Origin of the sequence: Paenarthrobacter sp. JL.01a (assembly GCF_025452095.1) — a bacterium.
Classification (GTDB): domain Bacteria; phylum Actinomycetota; class Actinomycetes; order Actinomycetales; family Micrococcaceae; genus Arthrobacter.
The window spans coordinates 3341580-3365970 of the sequence record NZ_CP104877.1 but is presented as its reverse complement, the minus strand read 5'-3'; the positions used below and the strand labels follow the sequence as shown (position 1 = coordinate 3365970).

Annotated in this window: 20 protein-coding genes; 14 read left to right on the top strand and 6 right to left on the bottom strand. The window is 63.6% G+C overall.

Features of this window, described 5'->3' with window-relative positions:
- Positions 1–54: 54 nt before the first annotated feature.
- The 6 genes from N5P29_RS15810 (at position 55) to N5P29_RS15785 (ending at position 10300) form a co-directional block, all read left to right on the top strand.
- On the top strand, positions 55–2409 hold the full coding sequence (locus N5P29_RS15810; RefSeq protein ID WP_262275763.1) for a DUF5979 domain-containing protein: 2355 nt from the start codon (positions 55–57) through the stop codon (positions 2407–2409).
- A 552-nt stretch (positions 2410–2961) separates the two neighbouring features.
- Positions 2962–5133, top strand: coding sequence for a S8 family serine peptidase (locus N5P29_RS15805; protein WP_262275762.1), 2172 nt, complete (start codon positions 2962–2964; stop codon positions 5131–5133).
- A 102-nt stretch (positions 5134–5235) separates the two neighbouring features.
- Positions 5236–6108, top strand: a complete 873-nt coding sequence (locus N5P29_RS15800) for an MBL fold metallo-hydrolase (protein ID WP_262275761.1) — start codon at positions 5236–5238, stop codon at positions 6106–6108.
- A gap of 113 nt (positions 6109–6221) precedes the next feature.
- Positions 6222–7274 carry a hypothetical protein gene (locus N5P29_RS15795; protein WP_262275760.1) on the top strand — a complete coding sequence of 351 codons (1053 nt, stop codon included), beginning with the start codon at positions 6222–6224 and terminating at the stop codon, positions 7272–7274.
- Positions 7275–7372: 98 nt separating this feature from the next.
- Entirely contained in the window at positions 7373–8827 is a 1455-nt protein-coding gene (locus N5P29_RS15790) for a cell wall anchor protein (RefSeq protein ID WP_262275759.1), read from the top strand.
- A gap of 255 nt (positions 8828–9082) precedes the next feature.
- Positions 9083–10300 (top strand): MFS transporter, encoded by a 1218-nt coding sequence (locus N5P29_RS15785; protein ID WP_262275758.1) that lies wholly within the window; start codon positions 9083–9085, stop codon positions 10298–10300.
- 91 nt (positions 10301–10391) lie between these two features.
- Here N5P29_RS15785 and N5P29_RS15780 read toward each other — a convergent pair whose 3' ends face one another.
- Positions 10392–11732 (bottom strand): acyltransferase family protein, encoded by a 1341-nt coding sequence (locus N5P29_RS15780; RefSeq protein ID WP_262275757.1) that lies wholly within the window; start codon positions 11730–11732, stop codon positions 10392–10394.
- Between the two features lie 315 nt (positions 11733–12047).
- On the opposite strand from N5P29_RS15780, the gene N5P29_RS15775 reads away from it, so the two are divergent.
- The gene (locus tag N5P29_RS15775) at positions 12048–12185 is read left to right on the top strand and encodes a hypothetical protein (protein ID WP_262275756.1); all 138 of its coding nucleotides are present in this window, start codon (positions 12048–12050) and stop codon (positions 12183–12185) included.
- 29 nt (positions 12186–12214) lie between these two features.
- On the opposite strand, the gene N5P29_RS15770 is transcribed toward N5P29_RS15775, so the two are convergent.
- A complete protein-coding gene (locus N5P29_RS15770) occupies positions 12215–13228 on the bottom strand; it encodes a phosphatase PAP2 family protein (protein WP_262275755.1) in 1014 nt (337 codons plus the stop codon).
- 53 nt (positions 13229–13281) lie between these two features.
- Here N5P29_RS15770 and N5P29_RS15765 point away from each other — a divergent pair, with 53 nt between their 5' ends.
- From N5P29_RS15765 to N5P29_RS15750, 4 genes are read left to right on the top strand one after another with little or no spacing between them, the layout of a single operon-like run.
- Entirely contained in the window at positions 13282–14700 is a 1419-nt protein-coding gene (locus N5P29_RS15765) for an ABC transporter substrate-binding protein (RefSeq protein ID WP_262275754.1), read from the top strand.
- Positions 14697–15647 (top strand): carbohydrate ABC transporter permease, encoded by a 951-nt coding sequence (locus tag N5P29_RS15760; RefSeq protein ID WP_262275753.1) that lies wholly within the window; start codon positions 14697–14699, stop codon positions 15645–15647. The genes N5P29_RS15765 and N5P29_RS15760 overlap by 4 nt, the downstream gene beginning before the upstream one ends.
- 8 nt (positions 15648–15655) lie before the next feature.
- Positions 15656–16528, top strand: a complete 873-nt coding sequence (locus N5P29_RS15755; RefSeq protein ID WP_262275752.1) for a carbohydrate ABC transporter permease — start codon at positions 15656–15658, stop codon at positions 16526–16528.
- Positions 16529–16556: 28 nt separating this feature from the next.
- The gene (locus tag N5P29_RS15750) at positions 16557–17930 is read left to right on the top strand and encodes a glycoside hydrolase family 32 protein (protein ID WP_262275751.1); all 1374 of its coding nucleotides are present in this window, start codon (positions 16557–16559) and stop codon (positions 17928–17930) included.
- Between the two features lie 77 nt (positions 17931–18007).
- Here the strand turns inward: N5P29_RS15750 and N5P29_RS15745 are convergent, their stop codons facing one another.
- From N5P29_RS15745 to N5P29_RS15730, 4 genes are all read right to left on the bottom strand, one after another.
- Positions 18008–19057 carry a LacI family DNA-binding transcriptional regulator gene (locus N5P29_RS15745; protein WP_262275750.1) on the bottom strand — a complete coding sequence of 350 codons (1050 nt, stop codon included), beginning with the start codon at positions 19055–19057 and terminating at the stop codon, positions 18008–18010.
- A gap of 62 nt (positions 19058–19119) precedes the next feature.
- The gene (locus tag N5P29_RS15740; protein WP_262275749.1) at positions 19120–19485 is read right to left on the bottom strand and encodes a DUF2510 domain-containing protein; all 366 of its coding nucleotides are present in this window, start codon (positions 19483–19485) and stop codon (positions 19120–19122) included.
- Positions 19482–19757 (bottom strand): DUF2510 domain-containing protein, encoded by a 276-nt coding sequence (locus N5P29_RS15735; protein ID WP_262275748.1) that lies wholly within the window; start codon positions 19755–19757, stop codon positions 19482–19484. The genes N5P29_RS15740 and N5P29_RS15735 overlap by 4 nt, the downstream gene beginning before the upstream one ends.
- 15 nt (positions 19758–19772) lie before the next feature.
- Positions 19773–20393 (bottom strand): DUF2510 domain-containing protein, encoded by a 621-nt coding sequence (locus tag N5P29_RS15730; RefSeq protein WP_262275747.1) that lies wholly within the window; start codon positions 20391–20393, stop codon positions 19773–19775.
- A gap of 103 nt (positions 20394–20496) precedes the next feature.
- On the opposite strand from N5P29_RS15730, the gene N5P29_RS15725 reads away from it, so the two are divergent.
- The 3 genes from N5P29_RS15725 to N5P29_RS15715 all read left to right on the top strand — a co-directional run bounded on the left by N5P29_RS15725 (position 20497) and on the right by N5P29_RS15715 (position 24331).
- Positions 20497–21084, top strand: coding sequence for a hypothetical protein (locus tag N5P29_RS15725; RefSeq protein WP_262275746.1), 588 nt, complete (start codon positions 20497–20499; stop codon positions 21082–21084).
- Between the two features lie 60 nt (positions 21085–21144).
- The gene (locus N5P29_RS15720; protein ID WP_262275745.1) at positions 21145–22164 is read left to right on the top strand and encodes an o-succinylbenzoate synthase; all 1020 of its coding nucleotides are present in this window, start codon (positions 21145–21147) and stop codon (positions 22162–22164) included.
- Between the two features lie 76 nt (positions 22165–22240).
- A complete protein-coding gene (locus tag N5P29_RS15715) occupies positions 22241–24331 on the top strand; it encodes a PhoX family protein (protein WP_262275744.1) in 2091 nt (696 codons plus the stop codon).
- The last annotated feature ends 60 nt before the right edge of the window (positions 24332–24391 follow it).

Below are 24391 nucleotides of genomic sequence, written 5' to 3'. Positions count from 1 at the left end.
CCAACACCTGCGACTGCCTTCGAAGCTCCACTTTGCCCGGGCGCTACAGATCACGTGCCTGACGCTACGATTAGCGGTACCTACCTTGATGAATATAACCAAGGCCTCGTGGTTCCGCTCTACAACCTGGATGGTGATCCCGCCGGTGGCACGGACCTGCCACCGTTGTGCGGTGTCCGCTATACGACAGAGGCTGAGGGCGGCCCTGTGGGTGGTGGGCCCGTCAGTGCCTGGATGTTCTGCACGGACCGCGATCTGCATACCTGCCACGACGGACGGCCTCTCGATGTAGATCTCGAGAAGAACGCTGACATGACGGACGCGCAGCGCCGCCAGTTCGCTTACATCGTCCAGCACGGTTTTCAGTACGTAAAAGGCGACGGTACCGTAAACAAGTTCGTCACTTCCGGCTCGAACTCCACAGATCGATACCGGCTGCAGATGTTGGCTTGGTGTGTCGCTGACTATGCCCAACTGACTGCGTCCCAGCAGGAGACCTGCGTGGCCAGCAAGCTCGGCCCCGGTGATATCGACCAGACACTCGGCTTCCTCGCCCAGGCCTACACGCCTGAGCTGGCGATCGATCCTGCCACGTCGGGTCCTTATGACGTTGGCACGGAAGCCAAGGTCACTGTGAACACCAACGTCGTGAAGACCCCGATCGAGCTGAGCAGTGTTAATGGCACCGTGCAGCTGTGCGCCGGCGAAACCGATGCTACGTTGAACGGCGGCATCCTGACGGTCAACGAACCGGCCACCATTGGCGACAACGTTGCCGTGGACCTTTGTACTACGGCGAGTGCGGCTGGCACAGTTACCGTCAATGCCTCGGTGCTGCCCACCACGGATGCCACCCTTAATTGGTTCCACAACGGCGACTCCGACTGCCAGGTTTATGCGGTGTTCACTCGCGTTGAAGCCCAGGTAATCAAGGCTGCCGCGGAGATTACTTACCAGACGCCTGCCCCGCCCAAGGGCAGCTTCAATGTCACGAAGACTGTTGTCAATGATGGTGGTCTGACGGTTCCTTCGGATTACACGGTTGGTTATGACTGCACCAACGGTTCGACGGGTTCGCTGGTTCTGGTTCCGGGTACTTCCCAGGAAGTCACCGATTTGCCGGTGGGTACCTCGTGTGAGCTGACCGAGCAGGCTTTGACTGCTCCGGCTGACGGTACCTGGTCTGCTCCGGTCTGGACTCCGGGTGATGTCACTGGGGATAAGTTCACGGTTGCGATTACTGACGCTGCTGTGACCGCTCCGGTTGCTGTGTCGCTGACGAACACCGCTGTGAAGAACCCGGTTCTGAAGGGCAGCTTCAATGTCACGAAGACTGTTGTCAATGATGGTGGTCTGACGGTTCCTTCGGATTACACGGTTGGTTATGACTGCACCAACGGTTCGACGGGTTCGCTGGTTCTGGTTCCGGGTGCTTCCCAGGAAGTCACCGACTTGCCGGTGGGTACCTCGTGTGAGCTGACCGAGCAGGCTTTGACTGCTCCGGCTGACGGTACCTGGTCTGCTCCGGTCTGGACTCCGGGTGATGTCACTGGGGATAAGTTCACGGTTGCGATTACTGACGCTGCTGTGACCGCTCCGGTTGCTGTGTCGCTGACGAACACCGCTGTGAAGAACCCGGTTCTGAAGGGCAGCTTCAATGTCACGAAGACTGTTGTCAATGATGGTGGTCTGACGGTTCCTTCGGATTACACGGTTGGTTATGACTGCACCAACGGTTCGACGGGTTCGCTGGTTCTGGTTCCGGGTACTTCCCAGGAAGTCACCGATTTGCCGGTGGGTACCTCGTGTGAGCTGACCGAGCAGGCTTTGACTGCTCCGGCTGACGGTACCTGGTCTGCTCCGGTCTGGACTCCGGGTGATGTCAGCGGGGATAAGTTCACGGTTGCGATTACTGACGCTGCTGTGACCGCTCCGGTTGCTGTGTCGCTGACGAACACCGCTGTGAAGAACCCCCCGAGCCCGACGCCGACGCCGACCCCGACTCCGACGGATACCCCGACTGAGACGCCGACGCCGACCCCGACTCCGACGGATACCCCGACTGAGACGCCGACGCCGACCCCGACTCCGACGGATACCCCGACTGAGACGCCGACGCCGACCCCGACTCCGACGGATACCCCGACTGAGACGCCGACGCCGACCCCGACTCCGACGGATACCCCGACTGAGACGCCGACGCCGACCCCGACTCCGACGGATACCCCGACTGAGACGCCGACGCCGACCCCGACTCCGACGGATACCCCGACTGAGACGCCGACGCCGACCCCGACTCCGACGGATACCCCGACTGAGACGCCGACGCCGACCCCGACTCCGACGGATACCCCGACTGAGACGGATACCGCCGACGCCGACCCCGACTCCGACGGATACCCCGACTGAGACGCCGACGCCGACCCCGACTCCGACGGATACCCCGACTGAGACGCCGACGCCGACCCCGACGGATACGCCGACGGAAACTCCGCAGCCGAGCGAATCGGGCACGCCGACCACTAGTGCTCCGGTCATTTCCGTTCCTACAACGGACGCCCCGGCAGGCGATTCATCAGTAACCGGTGGCAACGGCAGCGACCTTGCGTACACGGGAACCCAGGTGCTTCCCTACATCGCTGCAGCTGCGGTGCTCCTGGTCTTCGGAATCGTCCTCATGGTCATTGCCCGCCGCAGGACGGCATCGCGTCACAGCTAACGCCTGACGCTTAGTTAGTGGCGACAAGTGCGGCCCGGAAGCTCAAGCTTCCGGGCCGCATGCGTTCCCGTCACAATTGCTCGACATACACCAGAGAGCCGATAGTCCGCTTACAATTCTCTGGGGGTCAGCTGGTGGTCTCCAGTTGCCCGCGATCAGCCGTTCAAGGCTGCCCGCGATTTTCCCTAGGATGCCCAGTGAAAAATCCCCGACTCCGCCCTGTAAGGGCCGTTGGCATAGCCATGACCACTCTTCTCATTGGCGCTGGCCTGGCCGTTCAGCCGGCCGTTGCCGATAAGATCGACATCATTCCGAGCACCCCGAAGGTCCTCAAGCCCACAGCCGACGTCCCCACGGACCAATTCATTGTGGGCATTCGGGACAGCGCCGCCCAAACAGCCGCAGTGAAAGCCGAGAACGCAGCGGACCATGCAGCTACCAAGCTGGGTGTCGCCGCCAAGAGTTCCCGCGAGAATGCCACCGGCGGGCACGTCATCAAGCTCGACGAAGCACTTTCGGGATCTGAAGCCCAGGCCTTCGTTGAAACCCTCCGGGCAGACCCCAATGTGGCTTACGCAGAGCCCGACGCCATCATGCGCCCGACGTCGCATTCGCAGGACTACGGGTACTTGGAGCAGTGGAACCTGTGGGACAACCTTTCCGGCATCCGCACGCCCGGAGCCTGGGACTACAACCACGGTGAAGGTGTTGTGGTGGCGGTGGTGGACACCGGTATCACCAGCCACCCGGAACTCAACGCCAACGTGCTGCCCGGTTACGACATGATTTCCAGTGCTGCAGATGCGCGCGATGGAAACGGCCGGGACGCCGATCCCACCGACCAGGGTGACTGGGTACCCGCGGAAGAGTGTGAAGCCGGCAGCCCTGCCATGAACTCTTCGTGGCACGGAACCCACGTGGCTGGAATCGTGGCCGCGCTGGGGAACAACAAAATCGGCATATCCGGCGTTGCTCCAAGCGCCAGGATCCTTCCGGTCCGGGCCCTCGGCGTCTGTGGCGGGTACACATCGGACATCGCCGATTCCATCATCTGGGCTGCAGGTGGCGTGGTTACTGATGTTCCCGTTAACCCCAACCCGGCCAAGGTGATCAACCTGAGCTTTGGCGGCACCGCAGTGTGCTCCGCCACCTACCAGAACGCCATCAATACTGCGTACAACGCAGGCGCCGTGGTTGTGGCCTCTGCCGGAAACTCCAACGTTCCCGCAGCTGACGCGAGCCCCGCAAACTGCCAGAACGTGATTACCGTGGGAGCCAGCGACAAAACTGGAGCCCGGGCCTCGTACTCCAACTACGGCCCCACCGTGGACATCACGGCACCCGGCGGCGACATGTCAGTTGACGTCAGCAACGGCATCCTGTCCACGCTGAATTACGGGACCACCACTCCGGGCGAGCCTGCCTTCGCCTGGATGGAAGGCACGTCCATGGCCGCTCCCCATGTGGCCGGCGTTGCAGCACTCCTCATGTCCGCTGAAGGCGGCACAGTTACTCCTGCTCAGGTGGAGCAGCAGCTCAAAGAGTCGGCCAGGCCATTGCCGGGAGGCTGCTCGGTCGGTTGCGGCGCAGGCCTGGTGGATGCGACGGCGGCTCTGAAGAAGTTTGGCGGGACGGCTCCCGCCGCAGCGCCGAACAAGAAGCTCACCGACTTCAACGGTGACGGCACGAGCGACGTTATTGCCCGTGATGGCAGTGGCGCATTGTGGCTGTACCGGGGCAACGGCTACGGAGGATGGAAGGGCGCCCGCACCCAGATCGGTGTCGGCTGGAACGGCATGACCTCCATCGAGGCGCCGGGTGACTTCAACGGCGACGGCTACGCAGATGTCATCGCCCGCGACGGCAACGGCGTGCTTTGGCTCTACCCTGGCAACGGATTCGGGGGCCTGCTGGGTTCCCGTCAGATCGGCGCCGGCTGGAACGTCATGACCTCCATCAAGGCACCGGGCGACTTCAACGGCGACGCAACAGCTGACATCATCGCCCGGGACGGCAACGGCGTGCTCTGGCTCTACCCGGGCAATGGCACCGGCGGCTGGCTGCAGCCGCGTCAGATCGGCGCCGGCTGGAATGTCATGACCGCGATCGACGGCGTCGGCGACTTCAATGGCGACGGCAAAGCCGACGTCATTGCCCGCAATGGCTCTGGCGCACTGTTGCTCTATCCCGGTAACGGCGCGGGTGGGTGGCTTGGTACCAGCCAGATCGGTTCGGGCTGGAACATCTTCAACGCCCTCGAAGCTCCCGGCGATTTCGACGGCGACGGCAAGGTTGACGTCCTTGGCCGCACCACTGGCGGTGACCTGATCCTGTACGCAGGCAACGGCGCCGGCTGGTGGCTGTACTCCGCCCAAGTAGGCGCAGGCTGGAACGTCATGACGGCCATTCTCTAAATCCCTGCACCAACGGCTCGGTTCATTCCGCTCCCTCCCAGCTTTCCGTGGGTAGAGTAGAGGCCTGAACATCGCCGGATTGCACTGGATACGGAGAACGCATTGTCAGCTTGGCTGGAACTTGGACCGGACAACTACGTCTTGGAAACCGAGGGATCGTTACTCAACACCGGGCTGGTGGTGGGCTCTGAGCTCGCCATGGTCATCGACACCGGCTGCGGCCCGCGCCAAGGCCGGGAGATCCTCGCTGCAGTGCGCGAAAAAACCCAGCTGCCGCTGGTTGTGGTGAACACCCACGCGCATTACGACCACTTCTTCGGTAACGCCGTTTTCGCTGACGACGGCGTTACCGAGTTTTGGGCGCACGCCAACTGTGCGGCCACTATCGAACGCGACGCCGATAACCAGCGTCGCTTCGTGGCCACCAACGAACCCGAGATGGCAGCGGGGGAGGGTGATGCCGTCGAGATCGTTGTCCCGAACGCGCTGGTCCGCGACCAGCCGGTGTTGGTGGACCTTGGCGGGATCACTGCGACGCTCTTCTACCTGGGCCGTGCCCACACGGACGGTGACCTGCTGGTTGGAACCAGCTCCACCCTGTACGTGGGTGACCTGGTGGAGCAGGGAGCGCATCCTTCGTTCGAGGATTCGTACCCGGAAGAGTGGGCTGACGCCTTGCGGCACATTTCCGCCTTGCGCCACCGTTACGAGTTCCTGGTCCCGGGGCACGGCAAGCATGTCAGTGACGAGTTTGTGAAGACCATGGCGCACACCATGAGCACCGCGGTTCGCCAGGCAACCCAGTCCATCCGCGACATGCCCTCTGATGCGACCAAGGCGATTCCTGTGCTGCCGTACGGGCCGGAACAGTCACGTTGGTTCATAAAGAGGCTTCAGGAAACCAACGCACATGGTCGCACCTCCCTGGGAACACCGGACTTCGGTCCGAGCGAAACGGGTTCTTACCCCTCGTAAACAAGGTTCCTTACAAATTTGTCATCTTGTTTACTCACAGGCATGGACTAATGGCTTAAACACGTCTTAGGATGAACACGACCATTGGTTCGCGACTACCTGGGGGTGTCGAGATGAGGGGTTCACGCGCATTCCCGCGTGCTGCCAGCATTCTCCGCTCTGTCATGGTCGCGGGCGCAGGCACCGCAATCTGGATGGCACTCTCGGCCACTGCCGCAAATGCGGACTCGGATACGCACGACAAAACCTTGCTGAACAGCGTTGCTTCGTCGAGCTCCATCAGCGTCCCCTTGCCTGACGTGGCCCTTCCTGCAGCCGTCAAGGGATTGCTGCCTGGTGACAAGATCGACGTCCCCGTCCCCGCAGTCACTCCCGTAGTGCAGCAGGTGGGCGGCGCGTTGGATCACGCAGTGGGCACCGTGCCGGTTGCCAACCAAATTCTCCCCGCAAACACGGCGGGAACCATCGTGAACACCGTGGTCACACCTGTCACCGACCCCGTGGACCAAGCTGTCAACGTGGTGGTGCCTCCCGTGAACTCGATCGTAGAGCCGGTGCGTTTGGAGCCGGTGACGGGCGCGGTCAACCCTGTGGTGGAGCCTATTGTGGGGGTGGTAGACACCGTCCTGCCGCCCCTCGACTCAGTGGTCCCGCCAGTCACTGTTCCACCCGTAGTGGTGCCACCGGTGACGGTCCCTGACACCGAATTGCCAGGGATTCCTGGCGCCGACGCAGTAGCCCCGGCATCGCCGGAATCGGACGCTGAGCCGGCGACCGACGTCGTGGGTTCACCGGAGCCAGCTGGCAGCAGCCTGGCCGCTCAGGCCGAACAATCCGCTGCCGTTGGGCTCGCGGCCGATGCTTCGTCGGGCCTGGCCCACACCCGGAACTTCGGCCCCACGGGCATCACTGCGGTGCTCGGCGGATCGTCCTCTGCTGCCGAGCCTGAGGCCCCGACCGGGCTGCCCGGCGACTTCGACGCCGTACCCTCCGGCCTGGCCGGCAGTGGTTCCGGCGGGTCTTCAAACGGGCCGCCCAACCCTGCAGCCGCATTCCTCCACGACGCACTTATCATTCCAGCCGACGCTCTTCCTGGCCTCGCCACGGCCAGCGCTGAACAACATCCACAGCCGGTCTCATTCGACCCCGGCTCATCTCCTGACTAATTCCCCTGCCTCGCTGCACCAACTTTTGCGGCAGACGGCTCTACAGACGATCCTTGATCGGACGTCTCCGGGAACTAGATCTTCAGGAGAGAAACACCATGAACACGACCATTCGCAAGTGCCTGATCGGCACCTGCTTTGCCGGGGGCATGATTGTCCTCAGCGCCACCGCTGCAAACGCCGCGGATACCACCAGCGGCAAGGACGGATTGCTCTCCGGCACGCAGGTGGTGGCGCCAGTAACAGCGCCCGTCAACGTGGGCGCAACCTCTTTGGGCCTGGTAGGGGATTCGGCAGCAACCAGTTCGGCAGCACCCGCCGCCGCTTCCGGTTCGGCGCCAGCCACCACCAACGGTTCCAACGGCATCGGCTCCGGAACGCAAGTAGTAGCTCCGGTAACGGTGCCCGTAAGCCTGGGCTCGTCGTCAGTGGGTCTGCTGGGGGGCTCCACTGCGACGAGCTCAGTCACACCTTCCGCCCCTGCCGGGGCAACAAGTTCGACGCCGGCGGCCGCCACCAGCGGTTCGGACGGTATCGCCTCGGGAACCCAAGTTGTGGCACCGGTGACGGTCCCCATCACGGTGGGGTCGACGTCGGTCGGCGTCCTGGGTGACTCGGCAGCCACTTCGGGTTCGAACGGTTCTGCCAGCGGCTCGGCGCCTGCTTCGTCCGGTGCCGCTACTTCCGGTTCTGATGGCGTCGCTTCCGGTACGCAGGTTGTTGCTCCGATTACGGCTCCGGTCACTGTCGGATCCACTGCCGTGGGTGTGGCTGGGGATTCCTCAGCTACCTCGGGTTCGAGCGGTTCTGCCGGCGGTATGGCTCCTGCTTCGTCCGGTGCCTCGACTTCCGGTTCTGATGGCGTCGCTTCCGGTACGCAGGTTGTTGCTCCGATTACGGCTCCGGTAGGCCTTGGTTCTGTCGGTGCTGGTGTGCTGGGTGATTCCTCGGCTACGTCGGGTTCGAACGGCACCACTGGCGGCACGGGCAGCACGCCAGGCGCCACCACGACCGGCTCTGACGGCGTCCTTGCAGGTACGCAGCTGATCGTTCCGATCACCGCTCCCATCACCATTGGCTCCACCTCGGTAGGCATCGGTGGCGGTTCTGCCGGCAACGTAACCCCTCCGGTTGTCACGCCTCCGGTAGTCACCCCGCCCGTCGTCACCCCGCCCGTAGTTACGCCTCCCGTTGTCACCCCTCCGGTGGTTACCCCTCCTACCGAAACCCCGATCACCGGAAGCCCCTCGACCGGTGGAGAAACTGGCGATGATCAGCCCATCGGTGGCCCCGTAACGGGTGGCGCAACGAACAGTGGCGCTACTAACGGAAACCTCACCGGCGGAACCATCCAGACCGCGGGCAGTGTTCACTCAATGGTTACTACCCAAGGTTCCGTGACCGCGGCAGCCTCCACCGCCGTCGGAAGCGCCAAGACCCTGGCCGCAACGGGCCTGGACAGCAGCTTCGTACTCTGGGCAGGAGCAATGCTCCTCATGGGCCTGGTAATGACCGCCCTTGGTCGTCGGAAGGCAGCAGCCAGCCGTCGATAGGGCCGAGCGGTAATTCCGCTTCGCATCCAGTTGTTGCGGCTCCGATCTCCAGAGCCGCAACAACCGCGCATTAAACCCGCGCACCCGTTGCCGCCGATCGCACCCGTAACCTCTGGTGCGCCGAGCGCGTACGGGTGCGGGCCAGCCCACGAAAGGGTGCGCCGGGCGCGTACGGGTGCGGGCCAGCCCACGAAAGGGTGCCCGCCAGACCACGAAAGGCAGCAGGGCACTTGCCCGGGTCCTAGGATGAAAGGGATGACCACCACCCAAGCAGACACGAACTTCAGCCTTCGCAGCGTCGCACTCCCGGCTTTCGGGCCAGCGCTGCTGTTTTGTATCGGCGAGGGGGCGGTCCTGCCGGTCATAGCGCTCTCGGCCAGGGAGCTGGGCGCCTCGGTGGCTGTGTCGGCGTTGATCGTGACGCTCATTGGGCTGGGCTCGTGGATCTTCAACATTCCGGCCTCGATCATCACCGAGAAGTTTGGTGAACGATGGTCCATCGTTGGCGCCGGTGCACTGGGAGCCATGGCCTTGGGCGCGGCGGCTTTTGCCCCGCAGGTGGAGCATGGACTCTGGTTGCTGGCGGCCTCCATGACATTGGTGGGCATGTCCGCCAGCGTCTTCAACCTTGCCCGGCAGAAGTTCCTCACCGAGGCCGTGCCGGTCATCTTCCGTGCGCGTGCGCTGTCCACCTTGGGTGGCGTCACCCGGATCGGCATCTTTATCGGCCCGTTCATAGGGGCCGGAGTCATGCAGTTCGCGGGCATCAGCGGAGCGTACTGGGTTGGCTTTGCAGGGATGATGGCGGCGGCAGCCTTATCGCTCACCGTCCCGGATTTGGTTGCGCCCGAGACGTCCGACGGCGGTCCGCGCCCTCCGGCGTCGACGCTGCGGAGCGTCGCGGTGTCGCACGCGGGGGTGTTCCTGAGCGTCGGCTTCGGCATCCTGCTGCTGAGTGCATTGCGTGCTTCGCGACAGGTCGTTATCCCGCTGTGGGCAGAGCATCTGGGCCTCGACGCGACCCACGCCTCACTGCTGTACGGCTTGTCTGGAGCGATCGACATGCTGGTCTTCTACCCTGCGGGGAAGCTCATGGACAGGAAGGGCCGGCAATGGGTGGCCATTCCGTCCACGGTGATCATGGGATCGGCGCTGATCCTGATTCCGTTCACCGCAGGCTTTGTCCCGTTGCTCCTGGTCGCGTTGCTGATCGGCTTTGGAAACGGGATCAGTTCAGGGCTGATCATGACATTGGGCGCCGACTTCTCGCCGGACAACGGGCGGAGTCATTTCCTGGGAATCTGGCGATTCATCGCAGACTCGGGCGCCACCGGGGGACCGGTCCTGCTCTCCGGATTGACGGCCGCCGTCTCCCTATCCGCCGGTATCTGGGCCACAGGGGTACTGGGCTTCGCAGCGGCAGCGGTGTTCGCCGTCGCAATTCCCCGGCTGAAGCACCGCCGCAACTACTGAGGCGCGTGGCTTCCCGACCCACTCTCAAGCCGCAGCAGCCACAAATCACCCCCATCAGGTTGTTTTGTGGCTGTGAGCCGTTGAAAAGAGGTCAGGAAGGCACGCGCTCAGCAGAAGCGGGACGCTTCAACGCATGGCCGGGCACCTTGCCGGTCACCAGAACCACAGCAACCACCAGCAGCAGCAAACCCCACGTGGCGTTGGCCGCGCCAAGGGCCGTGCGCATCACCACGAAGGGCGGAATGATGGCAAGCACAGTCGCAACAACGATCCGCCACATCGCAGGCCGCGAGGCTCCCGGGGCCAGCGCGGTGCTTGCGAGCTCCAGACGGACCAACGGCATGGAGACCAGGAGCACCAAGGCCCACGCCGCCACGTAGAAGGCCGGCCGGCTGAGCCACCATTCGGCACTGGCGGGCTCAGGGAAGGGCAGCCGCAGGAGCAGGGCGATCCCGAACATCGCGATGATCAACGGCAAGTGCCACAGATAGATGGTCATGGCCCGGCTGCCCACCACAAACATCACCTTCTGGACCCAGCCAAGCTGCACGCACCGCTGCAGCACCGGGTAGAAGGCCTTTACCAGAAGCACGTGGGCCAGCCCAACCAGGATCAGGGGAAACATGGGTGGGTTTTGGCTGGTCAGCATGTCCACCGGGTAAGGACCCGAATGCGTCAGCAGCACCAACGATGCATAACAACCAGCCGCAGCAAGAACCAGGTGCCAACGCGCAAACCGGTCAAAGAACCCATCGGCATAGAAGAACCCCAGCTGCTGCAGCAGCCCCCACACGAACACCATATTCAGCAGCCCGATCGGGTTCGAGTCGAAGCCCCAGGAATTGTGCTCCAAGCCTAATCGGAAAACATCCACGACGACGGCGCCCGCGGCCAGCGCGCCGATGGTCCGGTACGGTGCTGCTTCATGAAGTTTCGCCATGGTGGGCACCATCGCCTGGCAGATCAGGTAGGCGGCAAGGAACCACAATTGCACTCCGGCGCCCGCGGCAATCACGGCGAGCAGATCGCCCGGCACGCCGGCCGCGGTAGCACTCCACAGCGCAACCGTGAGGAACGCGTACAACGCAACGGTGGGGCGAACCAGCCGCAGCACCCGGTTCCTCAGATAGTCGCCTGCATCGCCTCCCTTCCGCCGCAGGCTTCGCCACGACGTCAAGGACGCGAATCCGCCAACGACGAAGAAGAGCGGCATGACCTGGCCAAACCATGTGCCCTGGGCGAACCAGCTGAGGGAGGTCAGCGGGTTGTCCACGCCGATGCCGGAGTCGTCCACGCTGATGCCCATCATGAGCAGGTGGACTGCGACAACGGCGAACATGCAGGCCACCCGGATGACGTCCACAACGAGGTCACGTGAGGCCGCGACAGTTGCGGTGCTGCCGTGCAAGCCGGGTTTCAGTGTGGAAGACATGGGAGCTCCTGGAGTTGGCCACTGTTTATCCATCGAATGGAGTAACTGTAGCGCACCGCGAAAGATTCGTCGACGTAATCCACGGAAACCTTGGACCCGGCGGGTCAGGATCGGCCTTTCCCGTCGTAGCCTAGTGGGGGGACCCGGCCAATTTCCCGAGTTTGAGGCAGTGCATTGAGGGTCCCCGCCCTATCCCACCAATCAAGAACGGCAGCGCTGATCACTATGCACATCAGGGAATTTTGGAATCAGCTTTCTCCCGAAACGCAGCAATGGCTCATCGACAATCCCGGCAGCGTCATGGTGCCGCGGACGGTGACGACAATCATCAAGGGACAAACCGGCGATGACAGTGACGTGGATATCCATGGAGCCACTGTGCTGACCGATGAGGACCGCGCCTTCATCCGGGAGCAGGCCCGCCGGGTGCGCAGCGACGCTACGGAGGGCTGACGCCTACGGCGGTGTGCCGCCGTCGGGCCTTAGTTCTTGCGGGCCGCCAGGCCGAACAGCCACGTGCCGCCAAGCGCTGAGAGGTATCCAGCGATGGCTATGAAGGCCGTGCCTGCCCAAAAGTAGTCGATGGTGCTGTCGGCGCTGAGTCCGGGCATCACCTGGAACAGTGAGTACGCGGCCACCATGACGGCGATCATCAAGGCGCCGACGGTAAGCCATACCCAGATCCGGGATGCGGCCCAGTGCTCGCCGTAGCCCTTCCAGACATTCCAGCTGCCGCCGGTGCGCAGGACAATCCAGCCGGCTGGAAGCATCACTGCGGCAACCACCAGGAAGGCGGCGATGACGTCGGCGGGGCGGTGCCACTGGTTGATGAGTGTGGAGACGCCGGTGGCAACGGCGAACGTGCTGCCAAGGAAGCCGGCCAGTGGACGCCAGCGCGGTGAAACCATCAGGAACACCGCTGCCGCTGCGGAGGCGGCAAGGGTGGTGTGACCGGAGGGGAGTGAGTTCAACTCCAGGGTCTGCACGCCACGGTCGGGCCGGTCCGGGATGAAGAATTTGAGGACCTGGGTGGCCAGGTTGGCAGCGACGCAGGCGGCCACGGCGATTCCAGCAGCCCTCCAACGGCGTCGTGCCACGGTCACGAAGAGCACCATCACGGTGGCGATCGCCAGGGAAAGCATGGGGAGCATGTCCAGGAATTCCGTGGACGCCCGGCCTGCTGTTCCGCTCAGGGCTGTGGCTTCGACCAGCGCTGACTCGTCGATGAACTGGCCGGGGGTGGTGCGCACGAAGAAGTAGTACGTCGCCGCGAGGCCCACGATGCTGGCAACGGTGGCCAGGCAAAAAAGGAAACCTGTGCCACTGCCTGCGGCGCGTGCTTCAAGCGGCCGTTTGCTCGACCTCCCGCTGGTGCGGAATTGCTGGGAACTCATTCTGACTAGACTGCCACAATTCGCTGGACGGCTCATGTGAATCGGGGCCTCGCGTGGCGGGCTTGCGTGAGGCGCACGCAACAATTCTGTGACACTTGACACGTGTTAGGTGGCAGGCATACTGTTCCTAACACGTGTTAGGGAAGGAAAATGACATGTCGGGAACCAATGGGGCTTTGCGCGAATTCACACGTAGAAGTGCCCTCACAGCCCTCGGCGCCGGAATTGTCGGACTCACAGCGGCGTCGTGGCCGCGCTTGACCGGCACTGATATCCCAGGCCGGGGAGACAACAGCCTCAGCATCGCCATCATGGGCACCGCCGCAGACGCCGCAGCCCGCCAGAAGGTTATCGACGCCTTCGCCAAGGTCCACCCTGAGATCAAGGTCAAGGTCCAAGCCATCCAGGCCGTGGACTGGAAGGACTTCTTCACCAAGATCCTCACCATGGTGGCCGCCGGGACACCACCGGACGTCGTGTACGTGGCAACAGAAGGCGCGCAGCTCTTCGCCGAGAAGCTCGCCCACCCGTTGGACGAGTACCTCCGTCGCGATGCCGACCACATGAAGGAGTACTTCGCAGACGTCCACCCCAGCTTGGTGGAAGCCTTCATGTACAAGGGCAGCCTGTTCCAGCTTCCCATCGACTGGAACGCCGCCAACATGTACTACAACACAACAGCGCTCCGGCAGGCAGGCCTGGACCGGCCCGCGGATGACTGGACCCACACCGACTTCCGGGCCACCCTCGCCGCCATGAAGAAGGCGAATCCCAAGGACTTCACTCCGTACTACTGGACCAACAGGCTCTTCGGCGGAGTGGTGCCGTGGCTCTACGCCAACGACACGAGCTTCCTCAAGGAAACCAAGTCCGGCGGAGGCGAGTGGCTGTGGGACGGCTTCTATCCCAACGACCCCTCGCGTGGCCTCCGCTCCGGCGGCTACCAGTGGCTCGAACCCAACGCAGACGATCCCCGGGTCTTCGAATCCTTCGATTACCTCCGCGGGCTGGTCAAGGACGGACTCGGCGTCCGACCCGAAGAAGGCGGCGGAAGCTCGCTGATCGGCCTCTTCGCCTCCAACCGCATAGGTACGACGCCGGCAGGCGGCTATTGGGTTCAAGGCCTCCACGAGGCGGGGATGACTGAGGACGGATTCGATGTCCAGTTCTTCCCCAAGTGGCGGTCCCAACGGCACCAGTTCGGCACCGCAGGCTACGCGATCATGAAGACAGCCAAGGACAAGGACGCCGCCTGGGAATGGGTGAAGTTCTCCTCGAGCCTGGAAGCCATGAGGATCGTGTTCCCGACGCCGAACACCACGCCCGCCCGCCGCTCGATGGTTAACGAGCAGCTCTATGCAGGTACAGGGCCCCGGCATTGGAAGGTCTTCTACGACACACTGGACCGTTTCCCCACCACCGGCCCCATTCCAGCGCCACCCCAGCAGGCCGCCGTCGAGACCGCCCTGATGAAAAACGTAAGCCTGGCTGTCAGCGGCGACGAGCGCCAACTTAAGGACGCGCTCAACTCCATGCAGCGTGACCTTGAACTGGCCCTGAGGAGGCAGCCATGAGCACAACCACCAGTGCGCCCGCCCGGACAGGAAGACAGGCCGTCCGCAAATCCCCGCACGATGCCAAGCGGGGACGGGTTCAACAGCGCTGGCTCCCGTGGGCCTTCCTGGCACCGACCATCGCAGGCATGGGCATCTTCACCTTGCTGCCCATCGTGGCGTCGATCGCGCTCGCCTTCTTCCGCTGGGACATCATCTCGGCGCCGACGTTCGTGGGCTTCGACAACTTCGCGGAGGTAGTCCAGGACCCCACAGTCCGGGTGTCGTTCCTGAACACCATCGTGTTCGTGGTTGTTGCCGTGGCGCTGCAGCTCGGGTTGGCCCTGGGCCTGGCGATCATGGTGCAGGAGAAGCTCCCGGCCTGGTTGAGGGTGTTCTTCCGCTCGGCGTTCTTCTTCCCGCTGATCCTGTCCGCGGCGTCGGTCTCGATCTTCATGCGGTACTTGTTCAACGAGCAATTCGGCGTCGTGAACTGGTTGTTGTCCATCGTCGGCATCCCGGCGGTTCCGTGGCTGACCACGCCAGGTGGGTCGGCCGCCGTCGTGATTCTTGTGTACGTTTGGCAGAACTTCGGTTTCTCGTTCCTGCTGTTCATCGGCGGCCTGGCGTCGATTCCGGTGGAGACCTACGAGGCCGCCTCCATCGACGGAGCGACGGGTTGGCGCAAGCACTGGTACGTCACCCTGCCGCTGCTGAGCCCCACCACGCTGGTGGCCTCGGTGATGGCCATCATCAACGCACTGCAGGTGTTCGACCAGCCCTACGTCCTCACCCGGGGCGGACCCGGCGACTCGACACGAACCGCGGTCATGGTGATCTTCGAGTCCGCGTTCCAGCGCCTTGAATTCGGCCAGGCCTCGGCGATCGGCGTGATCCTGACGCTCATCATCATGGGCATCACCGCCCTTCAGTTCCGGCTCAGCAAACGATTCGTCTTCTACCAGTAAGGCCCGCCATGACCACCATTCAAGAACGTGTCACCACCACGGCGCCCGTAGTCACCCGGAAGAAGCGCGACTGGTCAGTGGCCGCGCGCGTCATCGTCTTGCTGATCGCGTCCGTCTTTGTCCTGGGCCCGGTTTTGTGGACGCTGTCCACCTCGCTGCGTCCGCCGTCGGAATCCTTCCAACTGCCGCCCGCCTTCCTGCCGCTCAATCCGGACCTCACCTCATACGAGCAGGTCTTCAAACAGCTCAACATCGTGGCGCTGGTCATTAACAGCGCCTTGGTCACCGGGCTGATCGCAGTAGGACAGATGATCACCGCGGCACTGGCCGGATACGCTTTCGCCCACCTTCGCTTCCGCGGACGGGGGGCGCTGTTCTCCATCGTCCTGGCCACCATGATGGTGCCGGCGCAGGTGACGATCGTGCCTGTCTTCATGCTGATCCGCGGTGTGGGTTTGTCGGACACGCTGCTCGCGCTGATCATCCCGGCCATTCCGACGGCATTCGGCACCTTCCTGATGCGCCAGTACTTCCTGGGGTTGCCGGGCGAGCTCGCTGAAGCGGCCGCTATCGACGGTGCCTCGCCGTGGCGTACGTTCCGTTCCGTATATGCGCCGCTGGCCATGCCGGGCCTGGCAATCGTAGGCATCCTGGCATTCAACTTCCACTGGAACGAGTTCTTCAGGCCGCTCATCATGACCATCTCGGAGCAGAACTTCACGCTGCCACTGGGCTTGGTTTCCCTTCAGGGCAACCTGGGTACAGGAAGCATCTCCGTGGTCCTTGCCGGCGTTGTCCTCTCCATGATTCCCGCGCTGGTGGTGTTCATGTTCGGTCAGCGTGCGCTGCAGGACGGGCTCACCGCAGGCGCGGGCAAGTAGTTTCTTCTTCACTTTGAAAGGGGTTCCGTTGACGGACCTTGTACTCTCTGACTCCCTGTTGGCTGCCTCGACGCACCCGGACCCTGCCTTCCCGAGGTTCCACCCACGTCCGGCGCAGGGCTGGATCAACGACCCCAACGGCGTCAGCTTCATCGACGGCCGCTACCACGTGTTCTTCCAGTACAACCCCTTGTCCGCCCGGCACCACCAGATCCAGTGGGGCCATGTGAGCTCCCCGGACCTGGTCCGCTGGGAAGAACACCCGGTGGCACTGGTTCCCCAAGCGGGCGGCCCGGACTCTGCCGGCTGCTGGACTGGCGTGGTGACCTCGGATAACGGCGTTCCGACGGCCGCATACTCCGGTGTGAAGGACCACGGCGGTCACTCCCAGGTAGTGATCGCGCGTGGTTCCGCGGATCTGGTGACGTGGGAGCAGGACGGACACGTGGCCGCTCCCATGCCTGCCGATCCGCTGGTCACTGCTGTGCGCGACCCCTTCATCTTCCACTTCAACGGCGTCCGCTACGCCATGCAGGGCGCCGGACTGGCCGATGGGCGTGCCGCCTTGCTGCTGTACACCGTGGACTCCCTCGACGACTGGAAATACCAAGGGATCTGGCTCACCACGGCCAACCCTGTGGCTGCCGAGCACACGCCGGCTGAGATCTGGGAGTGCCCTCAGTTGGTAGAGGTGCCGGTGGCATCCGGCGGTTCCACGTGGGTCATGATGTTCTCGCTCTGGCTTTCCGGAGACGACCACGAGCACGCCAACGGCGTGGGGCACCTGATCGGTTCGCTCTCAGCCGACCCGGAGACCGGGTTGCCGGTGTTTGCTCCTGTCTCGGGCGGGAAGTCCGACCTTGGCCGCGACTTCTACGCGCCGCAAATCGTGCAGCTTTCTTATGGCCGCTCTGCTTCGGCTTTGCTGTTCGGTTGGGCCAACGAAGGGCCCGGACGTGACGGTCGCCGTGGCCGCACCCAGGAAGAAATCGACGACGCCGGATGGTCGGGTGTGTTAACGCATCCCCGCCTTTTGTCTGTGGTTGACGGGGCGCTGGCTGTTGCTCCCGCGCCGGAAGCCGGCGTTTACCGGGGTGCTTCCGTGGCTTCCAGGGCTACCGGATCCGTGGAGGTTCCTGGGTTTGCCGAGGTGCTGGTGTCCGGTTCCGGCACTGTTTCCTTGGAACTCGGTGAGGGTTCTGGTTCCCAGGCGGTCTATTCGGGTGAGCTGGTTGAGGGGGAGGAGCTCCGGATCTTCATCGATGCCTCCCTGGTGGAGGTGTACCGTTCCGGTTCCGTCGCCACCACCCTCCGGGCCTACCCTGCGCCCGGAGAATCCTGGACGCTAAACCTTCCCGATGGCGCGACCGCCGAGGTGTGGGAGTTGGCACTGCCTCGCTGAGTGTCCTCCGCTGCGAGGCCCGCTCTGCGCGCTATTTCGAGGATTTGGGGCGCTGAGCGGGCCTCGCAACGACGGGCTCAGCGTGGTGCTGGGCCCGTCGACTCACGCACCACCAAGCGGCAGGGGACAAGCGTCTCCAGGGTGGGGGCCGCCGTCGTGCTTTCCTCGCCCTCAATGGTTCGCAAAAGTGCTGTCATGGCCGCCTGGCCGATCTCGCGCAACGGCAGGGCCATGGTGGTGAGGGCGGGAACCATGGTGTTGGCGATCCGGTGTTCGTCGTCGTAGCCCATGATGGAGAGGTCGCCGGGGATGCTGAGGCCCAAGCGCGAGGCCGCCAGCGCAACGCCGATGGCCAGGCGGTCGTTGGCGCACATGATGGCCGTCGGCCGGTTGGTGGGTTCGACGTCGTCGAGCAGGCGCATGGCCCAGGTGAAGCCGTCATTGATATCCCAGCCGGCGTGCGTAATCCGGTCCTCCCTGATGCCGATCCCGGCGCGCGCAAAGGCGTCCTTGTAACCTTGCACCCGGAGGGGAGCGGCCGGGTCTTCGCTGGCGCCGGCCACAAGGGCAATATCCCGGTGGCCCAGCTGCAAGAGGTGTTCGGTGGCTTCACGGCCACCGGTGACTTCGTCCGGGATGACGTGGTGAAGCTGGGGTTGGGGATGTTCGTCGTAGCAGTTGGCCAGGACTGACGGGACGCGGAGCATGCCTTGGGGGATCTCGATGGGCTTCAAGCCGACAGTCACGTACATGAGGCCATCAACTTGCCGGTCCAGGAGGGTTTCGATGGCACTGGCATCCCGGGCGGCGTCGCTTTCGGTGTCCATGACAACGGTGACGAAGCCACGGCTGCGTGCGACGTCGTCCGCGCCGCCGATGATGTTGCCGTCGAAAGGGCTCACTACCACCGCGTCGGAGACTATGCCGATGACGCGCGACCGTTGGTTCCGCAGGCTGAGGGCAATAGCATTGGGGGAGTAGTTCAGCTCCTGGGCTGCCAAACGGATGCGGTCCTGGCTCTCCTTGGCCACGTTTCCGTCTCCGCGCCCATTGAGGACCAGTGAGACCGCACTTCGGGACACGCCGGCCCTCTTGGCGACGTCCAGTGCGGTTGCCTTGCGGTTCATCGGCTTCCTCTCCTGCGCTTAGCCAGCAGTCTACCTAACGCGTGTGAGGGCGGATTACTGGCTCAGGCCCCGTAGCCCATTCCCGAGAAGATGGAGCGCATAAATTCCATACTTTTGAGGCTGGCCAGGACCATGTAGAGCAACCACCCTGCGATCAGCACAGCCATTGGCCACCGCCCACGTCCGGGGGCGACCTTGTTGACCACCACTGTCCGGCCAATCATGTAAACCACGCTGCCCATGTACATAAGGGCCCAGGCCCAGTGAAATGGCCGGACGACTCCATTCCTTCGTAGCCTCCGGTAGTCGAAGAATGCCAGGACAACCGACGCCAGGTACACAAACGCCAAGGTCCCAATGGTCAGGAAGTAGCCGAGGTCCAAGAGAGACGACGGATCAGGAACGGGATCGCCTGTGGATGATGTCACGAAACGGACCTGTGGGTTCCACGCCGGACGAGCACCGCTGGAAGCAACGGCAGCCCGGCGAAGACCCAGACGAAGGCGTTGTAGACCGGAGTCCCCGGGCGGAGGGCTGGGCGCTGGTTGAGCAACGGCGAAGCCGGTGGTCCTATATGTTGTGTCCAGGCCGAGCCATCCCACCAACGGAAGTACCGTGGGTCCGCAGCATCGGCGTACCAGCCAGGTTCCGGCGTCGTGGTGGGACTCGAAAGCGGGCCCGGCGCTGAGGCGTCAGTCATTGCGTCCCTTCGGCGTTAGGCGTTTACGGAGTAGCCAATCTGCGAGTAGATCTGCGACATGAAATTGGCCATCCAAATGCCCACCACGATCAGCGACACAATGTAGGTTCCGATCATGGCCCAGATCGGGGCGAGACCCCGGCCAAGAGCTACCTTCCGAACGATCACGGTCCGGCCAATGATGTAAACCGTGGGGCTCAGGAAGCACCAGGCCCAGTGGAACGGTCGGATCACTCCCGAATTCGCAAGGCGCTGGCGATCAAGGAACGCGAAGAAAACCGATAGCCCGTACGTGACGAACCCGACGCCCTGGAGCAAGAAATATCCGGGGGAGTAGATCGACGTCGGGTCGACGGTGGTGGTGCCTTGGCGCGTTGTGATGAGGCGGAACTCTGGCTGCCAGGTGAGCATCAGGAGGAGCGTGACGAGCGGGAGCAATGTGATCGCCCAAATGAACGGGTTGTACACCGGCGTCTGGTTGCTGATGAGAACGCGCTGGACAGGCATGGTCTGCGCCGTGGCTGGGGCCAGATGCGGTGTCCACTGCACACCGTCCCACCACCGCATCCGCTGAGGGAATGACGGGTCCGGGTACCAACCGGGAGGCGTTGTTGAACCGGGCATTGCTTGACTCATGTTTCCCCCACATCGTGTTGTGACTTCGAGAATATCGCGGTTGCTGCCTCTCGGTTGTCAGGTGACCTTCCCCAGAGCTTATGTGGCGGTGTATGGATGGAGCATGAGCTTCTTCGACGACCTCCCCGAGGCCCCCGCCGGGCTACGTGAACCGCAGCTGAGCCGGCCGGCATGGTCCGGGCCGCCGTCGGACGAGCTGCCGGGCATGGTGCCCTCCGGAGGCTTTGTACTCCGCGGCCCCAACGCGGTGGTGGCGCTCAAAGCGGTCGAGGTCTTTTCCACGGGATGCATTCTGGATCTTGTGTGGTCCGTGCGGCGCTCCGAAGAGTCCGATTCGGGGTGGCTGGAAGTGATGGAGCGCGGCTTCGAGCGACCCGGCTTGCCGGGCATCCTCATCGGGGTTGCGCTGCCCGATGGTCGCAAAGCCTTCGCCGGGGATCCTTCCATGGTGGAAGGCTCCCTCGACATTCCGGGACCATTCCTGGTGCCGCGGGAAGGCGGTGGCAGCAGTGCCGATGACGAGCAGGCAGAGGGTTCTGCCAAGTATTGGTTGTGGCCGCGGCCCGCCGAAGGTGACCTGCAGATCGTTGCAAAGTGGGATGATGCGGGGTTGCCGGAGGGCTCCCTGATTGTGCCTGCTGAGCCTCTTGCCCGGGCCCGCGAAGAAGTGCGTACGTACTGGTCGGAGTAGTTTTCCACATAGCCCACTTTCCTTCGCAGCGGCGTGAAAGGCCGCCGGTACAGTGGCAATATGCCTGTTCCCCTTCCTGAACTTGAAGAACTCCTTGACTCCGCCTATGTGGTCTCGTTGCCCATGCGCGTGAAGTTCCGGGGCATCATGGAGCGCGAGACTCTCCTGTTGCGCGGGCCGCTGGGGTGGGGAGAGTTCTGTCCTTTCCCGGAATACGACGACGACGAATCCTCCCGCTGGTTGGCGGCCGCCTTGGAGGCGGGCTGGCTGGGGTTCCCGGCACCTCTGCGGGCCGAGGTTCCGGTTAATGCGACGGTTCCGGCAGTTTCTGCTGATCGCGTTCCCGACGTCCTGGCCAGGTTCGGGCGCGTGGATGCTGTCAAGATCAAGGTCGCTGAAAAGGGACAACAACTGTCCGACGACCTCGCGCGAGTAGCAGCAGTCCGTCGGGCCCTTCCTGAGGCCGCCATCAGGGTGGATGCCAATGGCGGGTGGGACGTCGAGGAAGCCGTTGAAGCCCTCAGGGTGCTGGCTCCATACGGGCTTGAATACGCCGAACAACCTGTTCCCACCATTGATGGATTGGCTGAGGTGCGGCGGCGGGTATCTTCCAGGGCGACCCCTGTCCGCATTGCCGCGGATGAGAGTGTGCGCAAGGAAGATGACCCCTTGCGTGTGGCACGCGCTGGCGCCGCCGACCTCATCGTGGTCAAGGTGGCGCCCCTCGGGGGAGTGCGGCGGGCCTTGGCCATCGTCGAACAATCCGGGCTGCCCGCCGTCGTCAGTTCCGCCTTGGACACCTCCGTGGGTATCCGCGGGGGCCTGGCGCTCGCGGCAGCACTTCCAGCGTTGCCATATGCCTGCGGGCTGGGAACCGTTTCGCTCTTCGCCTCAGACATCACTGCCGATCCGCTGGTAGCCGACGACGGCGCCATCCGGTTGCGGGATGTCAGCGCCGACGCCGGGCTGCTGGAGCAGTTTGCGGCCTCCGGGGAACGCCGGGATTGGTGGCTGGACCGGCTCCGGCGCGTCCACGCCGTCTTGGCCACGGACCGGCACGGGTTGTTCACCGGGTCTTAACCGGGCAGACCACTCAGCTTTGGATTGCGCTGAAAGGCTCGTCGGGATCCTCGTACACACTCTGGAAGGTCCCCCCATGTCTGAAACCACCGGCCGCAAGTTCCCGCTGCTGCCCATGCTCGGCCACACCAAGGGTAAGCGCAGTGCGGTAACGTGTGCGCTCAAGTGCGACAACGCCTGTGCAGGCGACGTCTGCAACACCAGCGCCAACGGCTACTTCCGCGATATTGCCTCCACGGCGATGTCCCGCCGCGCGGCACTGGGCCTCGGCGCAGCAGGAGCGCTCGCCGTCGTTCTTGGAGGTGCCGTGACCGGTACCGATTCCGCCGTCGCCGATGCCGGTAACGGACTGTCCGACGCTGCAAAGAAGGGCTTCGACAAGTCCAAGCTCCAGTTCACTGCCATCAAGCCTGTCGATGCCGCCGTCGATGCCTTTACCGTTCCGGAGGGCTTCGGCTGGAACCCCATCATCCGCTGGGGTGACCCTCTGTTCGCGGACTCACCCGCCTTCGACATCACCAAGCAGACGGCCGCAGCCCAGGCATGCCAGTTCGGCTACAACAACGACTACACCGACATCCTGCCGATCCCCGATTCCAAGGATCGCCGTGCCGTGCTCTTCACCAACCACGAGTACACCAACGAGAACATCATGCTGCCTGTCGGCTTCGATGCTGCGGAAGCACGCGCCATCGGCCGCGCCGCACATGGCCTTGCAGTCGTGGAGCTGGAACGCAAAAACAAGAACAAGCCGTGGAGCTACGTTCAAGGTGCTGCCCTGAACCGGCGTTTCATCACCGACACGGTCTATGAACTGACCGGTCCGGCTGCAGGCACCAACCTGGTCAAGACCATCGATGACCCGGCCGGCCGCTACATCAAGGGCACCCTTGGCAACTGCTCGGGTGGCACCACCCCCTGGGGCACCATCCTCTCCGGTGAGGAAAACTTCAACGGCTACTTTGCAGCACCCGGAACCAGCGACGGAGACAAGCGCTACGGTCTCTCATCGAAGCCGACCACCCGCCAGTGGGAGCTCGACGAGCCACGTTTTGACACCCGCAACTCCGGATATGCCAACGAAAGCAACCGCTTTGGCTGGATCGTCGAAGTTGATCCGTTCGACCCCACCTCCACTCCCCGGAAACACTCCGCCATGGGACGGTTCAAGCACGAGGGCGCCAACGTCATTCTTGCCCCGGACGGCCGCGTTGTGGCCTACATGGGTGACGACGAGCGCTTCGATTACCTGTACAAGTTCGTCTCCAAGGGCAAGTACCAGCCCGGCGACTCCAAGGCAGCTCGCAAGAACAACATGAGCCTGCTCTCCGAAGGTGACCTGTACGTGGCCCGCTTCACCGGCGACTCGCCTGCTGCCGAGATCGATGGCAGCGGCAAGCTCCCCGCCGACGGAGCGTTCGACGGCTCGGGCGAGTGGCTGCCGCTGGTGGTTGGCGGTGCCTCGGCGGTGCCCGGTATGTCCGTGGCCGAGGTTCTTGTCTACACCCGTCTGGCCGCCGACAAGGTTGGCCCCACCAAGATGGACCGCTGTGAGGACGTCCAGCCCAGCCTGCTCACCGGCAAGATCTACGTGGCCTGCACCAACAACTCCGATCGTGGCAAGGCCGGCAAGGAAGGCGCGACGGAGGTCAACCCGCGCACACTCAACCGGGACGGCCACATCGTGGAAATCACGGAAGGTCCCGGCCAAACCGGGACCAAGTTCAACTGGACCCTCCTGCTGGTTGCAGGCGACCCCTCCAAAAACAGCTCCACGTACTTCTCGGGGTTCCCGGCCGACAAGGTCTCGCCGATTTCCTGCCCGGACAACGTGGCGTTCGACTCCGTAGGCAACCTCTGGATCTCCACCGACGGTGCTCCGTCAACCATCGGCTACAACGATGGTCTGTTCAAGGTCACCCTCGAAGGCCCGGAGCGCGGCAAGGTGGAACAGTTCCTGGCCGTTCCCCGCGACGCCGAGACCTGTGGTCCGATCGTCCACGACGAAGAGCGGACGGTGTTCGTCGCCGTCCAGCACCCGGGCGAAGAAGGCACGTTCGACGCGCCCCACTCGTACTTCCCGGATTACGTACCCGCCGGGGCCACCCCTTTGCCTGGTGCGGTGCGGGCACCCCGCCCGTCCATCGTGCAGGTGTTCCGTAAGTAACTGATCCGCTGAAGCGCTCCCTTATCTCCTGGAGGTAGGGGAGCGCTTGGGCGTTCCTGA

What these genes read in the sequence shown, in the direction of transcription:
- N5P29_RS15805 (WP_262275762.1), top strand. Translation starts at nt 2,962, where the DNA reads ATGACCACTCTTCTCATTGGCGCTGGCCTGGCCGTTCAGCCGGCCGTT.
- N5P29_RS15795 (WP_262275760.1), top strand. Translation starts at nt 6,222, where the DNA reads ATGAGGGGTTCACGCGCATTCCCGCGTGCTGCCAGCATTCTCCGCTCT.
- N5P29_RS15790 (WP_262275759.1), top strand. Translation starts at nt 7,373, where the DNA reads ATGAACACGACCATTCGCAAGTGCCTGATCGGCACCTGCTTTGCCGGG.
- N5P29_RS15785 (WP_262275758.1), top strand. Translation starts at nt 9,083, where the DNA reads ATGACCACCACCCAAGCAGACACGAACTTCAGCCTTCGCAGCGTCGCA.
- N5P29_RS15780 (WP_262275757.1), bottom strand. Translation starts at nt 11,732, where the DNA reads ATGTCTTCCACACTGAAACCCGGCTTGCACGGCAGCACCGCAACTGTC.
- N5P29_RS15765 (WP_262275754.1), top strand. Translation starts at nt 13,282, where the DNA reads ATGTCGGGAACCAATGGGGCTTTGCGCGAATTCACACGTAGAAGTGCC.
- N5P29_RS15760 (WP_262275753.1), top strand. Translation starts at nt 14,697, where the DNA reads ATGAGCACAACCACCAGTGCGCCCGCCCGGACAGGAAGACAGGCCGTC.
- N5P29_RS15755 (WP_262275752.1), top strand. Translation starts at nt 15,656, where the DNA reads ATGACCACCATTCAAGAACGTGTCACCACCACGGCGCCCGTAGTCACC.
- N5P29_RS15745 (WP_262275750.1), bottom strand. Translation starts at nt 19,057, where the DNA reads ATGAACCGCAAGGCAACCGCACTGGACGTCGCCAAGAGGGCCGGCGTG.
- N5P29_RS15735 (WP_262275748.1), bottom strand. Translation starts at nt 19,757, where the DNA reads ATGACTGACGCCTCAGCGCCGGGCCCGCTTTCGAGTCCCACCACGACG.
- N5P29_RS15730 (WP_262275747.1), bottom strand. Translation starts at nt 20,393, where the DNA reads ATGAGTCAAGCAATGCCCGGTTCAACAACGCCTCCCGGTTGGTACCCG.
- N5P29_RS15725 (WP_262275746.1), top strand. Translation starts at nt 20,497, where the DNA reads ATGAGCTTCTTCGACGACCTCCCCGAGGCCCCCGCCGGGCTACGTGAA.
- N5P29_RS15720 (WP_262275745.1), top strand. Translation starts at nt 21,145, where the DNA reads ATGCCTGTTCCCCTTCCTGAACTTGAAGAACTCCTTGACTCCGCCTAT.
- N5P29_RS15715 (WP_262275744.1), top strand. Translation starts at nt 22,241, where the DNA reads ATGTCTGAAACCACCGGCCGCAAGTTCCCGCTGCTGCCCATGCTCGGC.